The organism is Saprospiraceae bacterium (assembly GCA_016710235.1).
GTDB lineage: Bacteria > Bacteroidota > Bacteroidia > Chitinophagales > Saprospiraceae > Vicinibacter.
Window position 1 is genome coordinate 637365 of the sequence record JADJLG010000001.1, and the last position, 13604, is coordinate 650968.

Genomic DNA, 13604 nt, shown 5'->3' on the forward strand with positions numbered 1-13604 from the left:
ATATTTTTGTAATTCAAAATTATATTTTTACTATTTGTATTTATCAAATACAACATTTCAATATTATCATGTTTTATAAAATAATCTTAAACTGCTAAAAAAGAAATTGCGAACGTACTTCCTTTTCCCGGCTCACTCTGCACTTTGATCTTACCATTTTGGGCAGCTACCATAGCTTTGACGTAACTCAAACCCAGGCCAAAGCCCTTTACATTGTGGAGATTGCCAGTGGGAACTCGGTAAAATTTTTCAAAGATCATTTTTTGGTCTTCATCAGACATACCAATTCCCTGGTCTTTTACGTAGATTTCCAAGTATCCCGAGCGATTTCGAGTACCAATGGTGATGTGCGGAGTTTCTGGCGAATACTTGTTCGCATTATCCAGGAGATTGTATATGATATTCGTCATATGGGTTTGGTCACCCATAACATTGACTGCTTGTGCATTCAATTCCTTGTACAGCACTCCATCTCGTTGATTGATTTGCAACATTATGTTCTGGCTTGCTTGCTCGATGATTTCATGAATATTGACTTTCTTTAAACTAAGTTGAAAATCCTTTTTGTCGAGCAAAGCCATTTGGAGCACCTTTTCTACCTGAGAAAGCATCCTGCGATTCTCCTGTTTAATTATTTCAGTAAATCGCTTGATCTTGTCCGGAGCACTGATAATATTAGGGTTGAGTATTGAGTCGGACGCCAGAGATATCGTGGCAATAGGTGTCTTAAACTCATGGGTCATATTATTGACAAAATCATTTTTGATCTCTGATATTTTCTTCTGCCTAAAGACGGTAAAAATAACGTATGCAAAGCTGGATATGATCAGTGCAATCAGTAAGAGCGACAATGTTAAAAGAGGCCAGGCGCTGCTCCACAACCATTTTTGCTTATCCGGAAAAAAAAGTTTCAATACACCCGGAGTATTGAACTCTGTAGGAAAAAGTGAAACCTGATATGTCGATTCACTCAGGTAGTGTCTCACATCCGTGAATTCCGGATTGGAAGCATTAATCTTCTTCCCCATATCCACCAGGAAATTTCCGTTCAATATGATAAAGGTTTTTTTGGTGTTGTCATATACTCCAAATGAATACCGCATTCCAATATTGAGGTCTTCTAACTCTTGTCTGATGAGTACTGCGAGTTGCTTTGGATCGAGTCTGGTCTCTAAAGGAGGTGGGTTAATGCGCTTGATTCTATCTTTGAGTTCGATTTGGATTCTGTTTTGCAACCAACTGCCCTGTTTGCGCAGAAGATATTCAGTGGGGTCCAGGGTATCCGCTTGATCTATGATTTTGGATTCAACTCTTTTCAAAGCAGCCAATATACTATCTTCAAACTGATGTTCTTTGAGTTGGAGGGACCACCTGATCCAGTACAATTGCAAGATTGCAGTGCCCAGTAAGGCTACAGCCATCACACCTATCGTCAACCAAATCCCACGTTTATTCAATACAGAATTTTCGTTTCTTAGAAAACGTAATTGTTACGATTCTGTTTTCAAAAAAGGAGAAGTCATTCAATAGCGTCAAGGTTCAAATTTTGCGATCTTTCCACTCCAAATTCAGAGGAAGAAATCCAAATACACCAAGAATCAAGATATACCAACTATAAAACACATTTGCAGGAAAAAACCACCACAGTGAATTCCTGGTTGAAAACCAATCTAAAGCTTTTAGATTGACCACGAACTCTAAGATCCATCTCCACACCAAAGCAATAGTACCGGCAATCAATAGGACATTATTTTGGAAAATTAAGCTCACCACCACAAGCGTCAAGGGCACCCATCTCGCAAAGAAAATAAGATAGGCTATGGCAGTCAGTGCTCCATTTTTCAAATATTTCATCTTACTGCTCCACCTTAATCTTTGACTAAAAAATGCACTCAAACTTCTCAATCCGAAGGTTTTGACCATCGAATCCCAAGACTTGAGATAGCACGATTTTCCCGGATGTGTTTTCTCAAGACTTCGTATCAAAAAAACATCGTCCCCCGAGGCAATCTGCATATTGTCTTCATAACAATTGGATCTGATAAAATCTTCCTTGTAGAACACCAAATTGGCACCGGTTCCCAAAGTACCAACGTGCATCCTTTGACCTCCACAATGAATCAGGTTGGTAACTGCTGTGTCAAGAACCTGAAAGTGATGTAAAAATCCTCTGCCATACGAAATTGAAAGTGGACCGGTACCGATACGAGCGCCAGAATTTTGCATAACTGCAACACCATTACGCACCCAAGATCTAGGTACTATACAATCTCCATCCGTGGTAAAAATCATGGAGCCTTGAGCATGATTAATTCCATATGAGAGCGCCTTTTTTTTGGAGCCAACTATGGTAGTTCGCTTCCAAACACCAAGGCGCATCAATTTAAATCTGTAGTCTTTGACCTGATTTTCCAATATGGTATAAGTGTCGTCTTCAGACTGATCATCTACGACGATAACTTCCAATAAATCTTCAGGATAATCCTGATCCAGACATGATGAAACGCATTCAAGAATATTATCTTCTTCATTTCTAGCTGCAATGACTATTGTCACCGGGACAGCATTTTGAACATTGAGTCCATTAATTCCTGCAGTAGCATGGCAGGATCTAATGTACATGATAAGAACTATAGTATAAGTAATTAAAAGTAGAGCAAGTGTAATCAGAATAGCGAAAACAACCTGGGCCATAGCGAATTATACAAACAGGTCGTCGTATTGGTTTGCTTCCTTAAGGCTTTCTTTCTTTGCTACTCTTTCTTTTTTAATGGTGATATTTTCCAAATCAACTTCTTCATATGGGGTATATGATTGCTCTTCATCGCCCCGATATATCTTTTCGCTCACTTGGCCAAATTTTCTGTAAGCCCAAGCTTTAAATGCCAAACCTGCAGTAACAAAAGGCAATCCTATCAACTGCATAGCCAAATAAAATAATCCTCCAAGCGGGTTTATCTTAAATGATCTGCCAATTCCTTTGATGTGGTCCCAAACTACGGAGGGTTTCAAAATAAGTGCAATTAATATGAATAGGGGTGTGATATAAAACAAAAACTTATAGATCTGAAATCCTACATAAAACAACACCAATAAAAATATAAAAAAGATCAAGCCACCGATAAGCTTTTCGGTAAATGACCTTCCTGTGTCAAATGAATATGACCTGTGATTGTTCATGGTTTATGCAAAAATAATACAAATACGTATTAAAAATAAAAATAATATATTATTAACAAAAATTTTTGGGTTTGTCAATTGAGGCGGGATCGCTCCAGATGATATAAATAACTGCCTTTTCGCTGAGAAAGTTCGGCAATGGATCCAATTTCTTTAATTTCACCGTTTTCGAGGACAAGCAAAAGGTCGGCATTTTGAATCGTGGAAAGCCTATGTGCAATTGTGATGGAAGTGCGATTGGCTAACAATTGTTCAATAGCAGACTGGATTGTGGCTTCAGTTCGATTGTCAATGGAGGATGTGGCCTCATCCAATACCAAAATGTCAGGATCAAACACCATCGCTCGGACGAAAGAGAGCAACTGTCTTTGCCCTACAGACAAATTGACTCCTCTTTCTGATATTTGAAAATTATAGGCTCCTGGCAATTCTTCGATAAAAGTATGAACCCCTAATTTTTTCGCACATTCTTCCACTTTAGGTAGGCTTATTTCGGGGTCGTGCATGCTCAGATTTTCATAAATCGTCCCATTAAATAAAAATACATCCTGAAGGACTATCCCAATTCTCTTTCGCAAATGACTCAAGTCATAATTTTCAATCGGTGTAGAATTGATCAAGATCTCTCCAGAATCTTTTTCGTACAATCGATTGATCAAGTTGATAATACTTGTTTTACCGGATCCTGTCTTTCCTATGATTGCTAGATTCTTGCCTTGTGGAAGCGTAAAAGAAATATCCTTCAATACGGGTTTATCATTTTGATAACTGAAATTGACATGGCTAAACACCACATCGCCGTGGAGACTTTCTTTGCGATCAAATTGTGTTGATTTTGATTCTCGTTGAGGATTGTCAAATATTTGCAACACTCTTTCACCAGCTACCAATCCCATCTGAAGCGTATTAAACTTGTCAGCCAACATCCTCACAGGTTGAAACAAACGCGATAAAAACATTGGAAAAGCGACCAATTGCCCTACAGTGACGGATCCACTCAAAACTCCTTGCGCACCCCACCACACCATTAGTCCTAATGAGGCAGCTGAAATAATCTCCACTACCGGAAAAAAAACTGCGTAGTAAAAAATTCCATCCAAATTAGCCTGAGTATATTCTCGATTGATTTCTTTAAATTTCTTTTCAGTATTTGCTTGAGCATTAAATATCTGAACGATCTTCATTCCACTAATATGTTCTTGCAAGAATGTATTCATTTTGGTCACCTCTTGCCTCACTCTTTGGAAACTGCTCTTTACTTTCTCCTTGAACAAATAGCTTGCTAATAATAAAAAAGGAAAACTGATCAGGCATATTATGGTAAGTTTTACACTTGTATACAACATGACCAATAATACTGAAATCAAAGCAAGAATATCGGCAATAATTGTTATCAATCCTTCGGAAAATACCGAGTTCAGTGTCTCCAGATCATTGATCGTTCGGGTAGTATTGGTGCCTACTGGTGTCTGATCGAAATAACTCATCCTCAAGTGCAACAGATGGGCAAATACTGCTTTTCGCATATCCAAAATAATATTCTGCCCCAGTAGATTTGTCAGGATCATGAAAGCATATCTCATGATCGTCGTAAGCAGTAAAACGGCTAGAAAAAGCAAGGCAACCTTCTTCAAGCCGTGTAAATCCGACTTCATGATATAGTCATCTACCATGACATTGGTGAGATATGGTGTCAAGGCACTGAGTGGTGCCTGTAAAACGGCTAACACACCGGCTAAATAAAACAGAGTTCGATGAGGTTTTACAAATCGAAATAGTCTTTTTAAGGTTTGATAACCTGAGATTTTATTTGTATCAGTACCCGTCATTTCAGCATTCCTTCATCTGCAAAACTAAAATATGTATCCGCACAAACGATGAGATGATCCACAACTTTTATTTCTAATAATTCTCCGGCATGACTTAATTTTTCTGTAAGTTGAATGTCAGCTTGACTGGGTTTCCGACTGTGTGAAGGGTGATTATGACACAAAATGATATTATGAGCCTTACATTCCAATGCACGTGCAAACACCATCTTAGGATCTACTACTGTAGAACTCATCCCACCAGAAGATATCCTCTCAATAGAAAGTACCATCTGAGCTCGATTGAGCAAGATAATGTAGAATTCCTCATGCGAAATATCTTCTAAGTATGATCTGATCAATTGATATGCTTGATCGCTTCGTGTAATCACTGGTTTTTCTCCAACCTCCGATTGCAAGCGGCGACGGCCGAGTTCAAGCGCAGCTTCGATGGTAATTGCTTTAACTAATCCTATACCTTTCATTTTTTGAAATGACTTGATGCCGGCTTTGCTCAGTTCAATGAGGCTGTGGTTATATGTTTCCAAAAGTCGCTTTGCCAGATCGATAGCTGATTCTTCTTTATTACCTGAACCAATCAGTATGGCAAGTAGTTCAGAATTGCTCAGACTGTCTTTCCCTTTATTGGCAAGCTTTTCTCTTGGTTTGTCATCCTCAGCCCAGTACTTGATAGACTTGCTGATTTGCTTTGGTGTCATTTTCCGGGTGTTAAGTTGATGAAAAATTATCTGGACAATGCCTGATCCAGGTCTTCAATTAAATCATCTGCATCTTCGATCCCAACACTCAGTCGAATCAATGTATCTGTCAACCCGGACTTCATTCTGTCTTCTCTAGGGATAGAAGCATGAGTCATAGAGGCAGGGTGACCGATTAGGGATTCTACCCCACCCAGTGATTCAGCACAAGTAAATAACTTTGTCTTTTTCAATATGGTTTTCGTGTATTCCAGATCACCTTGTTTCAGATCAAAAGAAATCATTGCTCCCATACCACGCATTTGCGATTTTGCTATCAGATGTCCGGGGTGATCTTCCAATCCCGGATACAATACCCGTGATACTTCCGGTTGTTTTGTCAGCCAGTGGGCAAGTTTTTCTGCATTTTCACAGGCTCTCTGTACCCTAAGATGTAGTGTTTTGATTCCACGTAGCACTAGAAAACAATCCATCGGACCGGGAACAGCGCCGCTGGCGTTTTGAAGAAAGTGTATCCTTTCTGACAATTCCTTTGTTTTACAAATTACAGCACCGTGGATGACATCTGAGTGACCTCCCAGATACTTCGTAGCCGAATGTAGCACGAGATCCGCTCCTAAATCTATTGGGTTCTGCAGATATGGTGTAGCAAAGGTATTGTCCACACAGACCAAAATACCCCTGTCAGCTGCAAATCTGCAGACTGCTGCAATGTCGATGATCTGGAGCAAAGGATTGGTAGGTGTCTCTATCCAAATCATTTTGGTGGCATCTGTTAGATGCTTTGCCAAAAGATTCACATCCTGCATAGGCACATATTTGCTTTGGATACCCAACTGACCAAATACACGGACCAGCTGACGATATGAACCTCCATAGAGATCATGGGTGGCAACTACTTCATCTCCTGATTTTAGAAGCTTGATTACTGCATCCATAGCTGCTAAACCACTTCCAAAACATGCAGCTCCCACACCATTTTCAAGAGCCGCCAGGTTTGTTTCTAATACGGTACGTGTAGGGTTTTGAGTACGTGCATATTCATATCCTTTATGATTGCCGGGGCCATCCTGAGCATACGTTGAAGTCTGATAAATGGGAGTCATGACAGCTCCTGTTTCCGGGTCAGGATGCACTCCTGCATGTATAACTTTTGTTGCGAATTTCATAATAATAGATCAAATATTGATCCTGCAAAGATAGGTCAAAGCACTGTTTATCAATAAAGTGAAAAGAATTTACAAATCAAGTAAATCCAAAACTATAAGTGGCGGTAATTTTCGAGTCAGCAAAAGAGTCTTATTTCCAATCATCACTCTTCTGACTTATTCTGGTTTCTATCCTTGTCGGGATTGTATAAATATCGTCGGATGACATTTCTAGCCCACTCTCTGGCTCCAAAACCAAATGCAATAGCAAGAGCCAACCCAACAGAGGCAAACATGATACTGACCACATTGGTGATCAGCATTTCCCCTATACCGATCTGAGTCAAAGCGATCGCCAAAGTAAAAATCCCAATAGCGTAAAAGACCATTTTGCCTACTAGTTCAGGATTCTCAAAACCAGATTCTTCCAGGCTTCCGGCCACCAGACTACTTACAAATTCTGCAAGGTAAAATCCAAGAATGATCAGCACGCATGCGATCAGGATATTTGGAATGAATAAAATCAGTTGATTGAGCAAATCGGAAACAACCTCCATTCCCAGCAAATTGAAAAAATTGACCAGAACGATCAAAATTATTGCCCAGAAACAAATAGAAGCTGCAACGCCGCTTATTCCTTTTTTATAACCTCTCTTTTCAAGAAACTTTTGCACACCTGATTTGGAGGCAAGTGTGTCAATTCCCACTGCATCGCTAATACGCAATACTATCCACTGTACAATTTTCGCAATGACCCATCCTATGATGAGGACAAGCAATGCATTGATGATGGTAGGTAAAAACAATACAAAGGACTGCATCGAATTCTGAAAAAAACCGGAAATCTCGTCTAACAAATTCATAAGAAGAAGATTGAAAAATATAAGACAAATTTAATGGGATTGAATGTCTTCAGTGATCTTTCTGACAACTTTAAATTCACTCAGGAAGACTTTAGCAAACACACGGAAAACTGTGTAAGCCGGAATGGCGATAATCATACCCAATACTCCACCCATTCTTGCTCCCAGCATAATAACTATAAACACCTCCAATGGATGGGCTTGAACTCTACTCGAGAATATAAAAGGTTGTAAAATAAAATCATCTATCAATTTAGTAGCTATAAATACAGAGAGCACTTTCACCAAGAGCGGCACAGTTTCATGGTAAAAATCCATTTCAAGGTTGGAAGATATGGTCATCATACATGCAAAGGCGGCGCCTATAAGAGGACCGAGATACGGAATAATATTCATCAAGGCATAAAAACCTGAAATCAAAAACGCATTGTTGATGCCCAACATCAAAAGCGGAACGGAGGCTAATATAAATAAGATGAGCATTTGCAATAAAATACCTCCAAAATAACGCGACAGCAAATTTCTTGCGATCGAAAGCACTTGGATCACTTTGTGTTCACCTTTTTCAGGAACTGCGGCAGTAACAATTTCAGTAAATAATTCTTGCTCCTTGAGAAAGAAAAACGAAATAAAAACGATAGAAAAAAGTCCGATCAATAAACTTCCTGCATGTGTGAGAAGATTTCCAAACAACTCTGAAATTTTGCTAGGGTCAAAATATGAGCCAATCAGACTTTTGACCTGATCGGCTGCTGAGGTACTCGGTTCAATTCCCAAAGATCTTAGCCAGGTATTTACTTTTTCAATTGGTTCCTGGAGGGCAATGGAAATCGCATGGAAATCCACTTTTGATAATCCTATAGCCTCTTGAACAATTACCGGAATAAATAGCCATAGGATTCCACCAATCAGACTGAATAATGTCAAAATGGTCAAAAATGCTGCTATAGATGTGCCTGCTTTTATTTTGGTCAGCTTCAACTTTTTTAGAAAAAAATCCATGATCGGTGTTCCAAATAGACTGATCACCCAACTGATCAATATATACGTAATCACTTCTCTGAAATAGTGAAATATCAGCAGTATGACAAGGAGAATAGTACCTCCAACAATATACTTGTTGTACTTCTGCCACATATCGTAAAGATAAGCCATTTACATTGCAAATTTGATTACGCCGCAATGTCACATCAAATTAATCAGGCATTCAATAAAAATTGATGCTCAGAAAAAAACATCAATTGTCCGATCTTACAAACCCCACAGGCATATTGTCATCATAATCTCCTGCTATCAAAGGAGTCTGTGCACCGGCTGTATATGTTTTTACATTATTGGAAACGTAATCGTACAATTCCTTGATGGTAATAGTAGCGTCCTTGTTGATATCTGCTTCACCTTTCAGGCCTTTGATGAGAAAATGTGAAAAAATACCTTGTCGTAATCCACCATCTTCAAGTGAAAATTCCTTGCTTTTGGAAGACATGAAAAATGCAGAACCGCCACTTGATTTCTCAAGCTCTTCATAGAAATACATCAGAGAAGAAGCAAATGGACTCTTGGCCGCAAGCAATGACCCTGAATGACAGGCGTCTGCAAAACAAACTTTGTGTTTGGCCATACTTTTATTAAAAATTTCTTTGATCTCATCATGGTGTAGGGCATTTTTGAATCCATCATAATCTATTGGAAGAAAGGTTCCTTCCAATCCATGCCCTGAGTAATAAAGCATTATCACATCATTCTCGTCAGCTTTCAGAAAAATCTCATTCATGGCTACGATAATATTCGCCCTGGTAGCGTCTTCATCCACCAGCAATCTGATCTGATTGTCTTTGAGAGCTCCGCCTTCCGGACTTTTGAGGTGAGCGTAAATTTTGTAGGCGTCATCATCGGAGTACTTGAGAGCAGGCATATGCTCATATCTTGCAATCCCTATCACCACTGCCCAAATCTTCACACTTTTATCATGTACAACGTCAACTTTTCTTTGGTATTTAAAGTCTTCCTTATTCTGGATCTGCTTTACTGCGTTTCCGTGGTCCCACATTGCTCCATAAACTACGCCGCTCTTAAAATACATCACTCCTTCACCATGTGGAGCATGCTGCTCCCAGCCTCCTTCGTATCTATCCCCGTTGGCATAGGTGCAGATTCCTTGACCCTTGGGCTCTCCATCAACAAAGTCTCCTACGTACTTTGAACCATCAGCATAAAGCAACTTTCCTTTTCCACTCTCGCAAAAGGTATTATTGCAATCCGGCAATGTTTCTTCAACTATGGTCTGGACATCAGGTGTTACTCCCGGCGCAGGTTCGGGTTGCGGCTTGGCAGTTTGCCCTGAAGTAGGCAGTTCAACTTTCTCCTCTGCAATCAACTCTTCCTCTTCAAATATTTTCAAGGCAACGTCATTGACCCATTCACCCAAAGTAATTTTACCGTCTTTGTCTTTTAACTCTCCGGTTCCATTCCTCTTTGATTTTTTCCAGTGTCCTTGATACACAGAACCATCTTTGTAGTAGTACGTTCCCTCGCCTTCGTAATGACCGTTAACAAATTCTCCCACATATCTCTCCCCCAGAGCGGTGTAGTAGCTGCCTTTTCCATTTGGAAGATCAGAAGACCACAATCCTACATAGCGATCTCCGTTCTTGAAATCCATAGTACCTTGACCGGCAGGCTTATCAGCAGCAAAAGTTCCAGTATATATATTGCCATTGGCTTGAATCCACTTACCTTCACCTGCCCGTTTGCCTAGATTCCACTCACCCAGATATTTGGCACCAGACTGGTAATAGTAAATACCCTTACCATTGAATTTGCCATTGCGAAATTCTCCTGTGTACCTGCTTAATGCTGAGTATACTACGGTACCAAATCCATCCTGACAGTTACCTTTTACACACCTCTGAGCCTCAAGTGCTTGTGAAAGGCTTAGAAAAATTAAGACCACGAAGATCTGTTTCATTATTTTGAATCTTTGAAATGATAAAAAGGTAAAATTACTTTATGATCTTTGTTTTTAAGTGAAATGAATACAATATATTACAATTTTATTTAATATTTTGTTCTAAATTTCAAATTTGATTTATAACTGCCACAATGAGTTTCATATTGCAATAAGAATTGATTTCTTTAACTTTGTGTAGCAATTTTATATCATTTATGAAAAGTTTAGGAGTAGTAATTATTTCAATGAGCATTTGCTTCGGGATGTTTGCAGCCTGCAAACGTGGTGATTCCGGAGCTAATAAAACAACGCAGGGAGATGAAATTGTCTTTCAAAAAAGAGAAATTTTTGGAGCATCCTTAGATGAGACCGGGGCTCTGAGCCTTGGCGATGTGTTGACTAATCTGGATCATAATGATACAATACTCTGTAAAGTCAGTGGATATGTGAAAGAAGTATGTCAGGTTAAAGGCTGCTGGATGACGTTAGTGTCAGGAGGCCAGGATACCAGCGAATTATTAGTCAAATTTAAAGATTATGCATTTTTTATGCCTAAAGATCTCGGTGGTTCAAAGGTGATATTGGATGGAGTTGCATTCACAGAAGTTACTCCTGTTGACGAATTAAAACATTATGCAGAAGATGAGGGCAAGTCACAAGCTGAAATAGACCTGATCACCAAGCCGGAGGTACAAAAGAAATTCATGGCTAACGGAGTTCTGGTGTTGGAAAGAAATTGATTTGCATTTTTTCAGTCGACTGTCAATTATCAATCCTACAAGCCAATTTTTGAAACCGAAATTCTCTGTAATCGTTTTGTTGCAACAACGACTGAATTATCCATTATTTGATGTCAATTTTGACTTGGTTGAGGGGGTGAGCTAAGCTATTTCGTCCTGACAGAATCCATCTGCATCAGATTTTCCGAGGACATAATAGAATCGTTGACAAAAACTGTCACAAATTCAAGTTTGCCATCCTTGCTGTATCGCTCTGCTTTGCCATTTCTTTTACCTTTCTCAAAGCGAGTAATATATCTCGGTTCTCCGGATTCATAAAATATTGTATCTCCTCCATGGACGAGTCCATCCAGAAAATATTGAACTTCTTTTACTTCACCACTGTGAAAATAAGTGTACGCTACGCCTTGCTCTTTGTTTCCGACGAAGTTCTTCTTGCCCATTAAGTTCCCTCCAGGGTAAAACTCTTCATATAATCCTTCGATCTGGCCATCTACAGTAGTAAATTTTGCTTTGGCAGAGCCATCTTCATAAGTATAAACTTCTTCTTTTACTTTCTTAGAGTTGCAAGCGATGATAGAGATGATACATCCGATGGCTAAAAAGGCACTGAATAAGACTGATTTATTGAACATATGAAAATGGAATGAATTTGAATAAAAAAACCGGCTGAATATTTATTCTCCAGCCGGTCATATCATTTTACTATTTCTAGTTTATTACTTTTTCCAATGTATATTTTTGATAATACGACCAGTGATGGCTTTACCTAATTTCATTCCAGCCTCACAATCCATGCTATAATGTACACCTAATGTTACTCTTGAAAATGCATCTTCTCTGCCGGCTTCTTCGAAATCTTCGAAAAATCTCGGTTTTCCTATGAATTCTACTCTGTCCTTATGGCAATTGTCAGTAAATGCATAAGCACCTCCAAATAAATGCGTTAGCATCGCAAACCCACCACCGGAGAAAGTAGAGTGGCCAGATGGAAACGCAGGGAATGGTGGAGTTATTCCAGTTGTACCTGATTCTGGATCTATAAGATATGGCTCCCAATTCGGATCAATATTTCTTTTGATATATGTCTCAGGTCTTTCTACATTATAATGCCATTTAGAATACCAGCATGCAACTGCGTAGTCATTGAGGCCAAGACCCATCTTAGCAACAGATTCTGCAGCTTTTTCCAAGTTTACGTGGTCATGCTCTAGAATTTGAACCAAAATAGCAATCAAACGAGTCGGTGGACTGAATGTCAATCCTTCATTATCATCTGACCAAAACTCTGATATCCATTTGTCTTCGAAAGGCATGTTTGAAGTACATGTATGATAAACTTGCAATGCCTGACCGTAAAATGCTGAGCCAGGTTTGTCACTATACGGATATGGTGCAATACTCAATTTTTCTGCCGATGAAGTTGCAAAAGTTCTTGCTTCACCATAAAGAGGGAATCTACCTCCGTCACCTCCTTCGTTAGTCGGATACCAATTACCAGGAATCACGTTGCCTGAAGCATCTTTACTATTTGTTGTCCAATCAAATTTTAAAGGCTTGTTTGGGTCGGTGTTTCTTGGGTTGAGATGCGCGTCAAACGCATATTTGTCTGTCTTATACCAATCCCAAACTGCACGAGCTACGTCTTCACCCCAAGCTTTGGAGTTGGTGAATACAGAGCTATGGATCTCATTTTCGTACAGATTCTCAAAATACAATTGTTTGTTTTGTATCAACAATTGAGCATCTGCATTCGTGATGTGGCTGTTTTTACCAGTAGCAAATCTTGCATTCTGGAAGAAGTTCTTCATGAAATACCCATAAGCTGCATTTACTGCTGTAGGGTAATGAATCTCTTGATTTGATGGTGGGTTCGGAATATGAAGCTCTCCTGACCAATTGCCTTTGATCGAGTTAAACTCAGGCATACCCGGAACACATATCTCATATACTGCGAGACCCATATAAGCCAGACCAGTAGGTCCAGGACAAGGTCTGTATCCAATAGCATCCTTATCTATTGTCATAAAAACGTTCATCCACTCAGTAACAACATCTGAGTTGTAATCTTTAGTTAGATTTGATGTGCTACTAGGGGTAGTAGTTTTATTGCAAGCAGAGAATACGAACATCCCTGAAACAGCCAAAAGCAGGAGAATTTTATTCGTTGTTTTCATTCCTAAAATATTGAATATG

Annotated in this window: 12 protein-coding genes; 2 read left to right on the forward strand and 10 right to left on the reverse strand. The window is 39.3% G+C overall.

Features of this window, described 5'->3' with window-relative positions:
- Nucleotides 1–86: 86 nt before the first annotated feature.
- The 9 genes from IPI99_02620 to IPI99_02660 form a co-directional block, all read right to left on the reverse strand.
- Entirely contained in the window at nucleotides 87–1457 is a 1371-nt protein-coding gene (locus IPI99_02620) for a HAMP domain-containing histidine kinase (protein MBK7339403.1), read from the reverse strand.
- An 82-nt stretch (nucleotides 1458–1539) separates the two neighbouring features.
- Nucleotides 1540–2622: a glycosyltransferase gene (locus tag IPI99_02625; protein ID MBK7339404.1), complete on the reverse strand. Its 1083-nt coding sequence runs from the start codon at nucleotides 2620–2622 to the stop codon at nucleotides 1540–1542.
- Between the two features lie 78 nt (nucleotides 2623–2700).
- Nucleotides 2701–3180 (reverse strand): hypothetical protein, encoded by a 480-nt coding sequence (locus IPI99_02630; protein MBK7339405.1) that lies wholly within the window; start codon nucleotides 3178–3180, stop codon nucleotides 2701–2703.
- Nucleotides 3181–3254: 74 nt separating this feature from the next.
- Complete coding sequence (locus IPI99_02635) at nucleotides 3255–5009, reverse strand: ABC transporter ATP-binding protein (GenBank protein MBK7339406.1); 1755 nt, start codon at nucleotides 5007–5009, stop codon at nucleotides 3255–3257.
- Complete coding sequence (radC, locus tag IPI99_02640) at nucleotides 5006–5707, reverse strand: DNA repair protein RadC (protein ID MBK7339407.1); 702 nt, start codon at nucleotides 5705–5707, stop codon at nucleotides 5006–5008. The genes IPI99_02635 and radC overlap by 4 nt, the downstream gene beginning before the upstream one ends.
- A gap of 26 nt (nucleotides 5708–5733) precedes the next feature.
- Nucleotides 5734–6876: a cystathionine gamma-synthase gene (locus tag IPI99_02645; protein MBK7339408.1), complete on the reverse strand. Its 1143-nt coding sequence runs from the start codon at nucleotides 6874–6876 to the stop codon at nucleotides 5734–5736.
- Between the two features lie 143 nt (nucleotides 6877–7019).
- Entirely contained in the window at nucleotides 7020–7718 is a 699-nt protein-coding gene (locus IPI99_02650) for a hypothetical protein (GenBank protein ID MBK7339409.1), read from the reverse strand.
- A 30-nt stretch (nucleotides 7719–7748) separates the two neighbouring features.
- Nucleotides 7749–8873 carry an AI-2E family transporter gene (locus IPI99_02655; protein ID MBK7339410.1) on the reverse strand — a complete coding sequence of 375 codons (1125 nt, stop codon included), beginning with the start codon at nucleotides 8871–8873 and terminating at the stop codon, nucleotides 7749–7751.
- Between the two features lie 82 nt (nucleotides 8874–8955).
- Complete coding sequence (locus tag IPI99_02660; protein ID MBK7339411.1) at nucleotides 8956–10689, reverse strand: caspase family protein; 1734 nt, start codon at nucleotides 10687–10689, stop codon at nucleotides 8956–8958.
- A 194-nt stretch (nucleotides 10690–10883) separates the two neighbouring features.
- On the opposite strand from IPI99_02660, the gene IPI99_02665 reads away from it, so the two are divergent.
- Nucleotides 10884–11408, forward strand: coding sequence for a DUF4920 domain-containing protein (locus tag IPI99_02665; GenBank protein ID MBK7339412.1), 525 nt, complete (start codon nucleotides 10884–10886; stop codon nucleotides 11406–11408).
- A gap of 164 nt (nucleotides 11409–11572) precedes the next feature.
- Entirely contained in the window at nucleotides 11573–11854 is a 282-nt protein-coding gene (gene vanZ / locus IPI99_02670) for a VanZ family protein (protein MBK7339413.1), read from the forward strand.
- A 273-nt stretch (nucleotides 11855–12127) separates the two neighbouring features.
- On the opposite strand, the gene IPI99_02675 is transcribed toward vanZ, so the two are convergent.
- A complete protein-coding gene (locus IPI99_02675) occupies nucleotides 12128–13585 on the reverse strand; it encodes a vanadium-dependent haloperoxidase (protein MBK7339414.1) in 1458 nt (485 codons plus the stop codon).
- Between the last annotated feature and the right edge of the window lie 19 nt (nucleotides 13586–13604).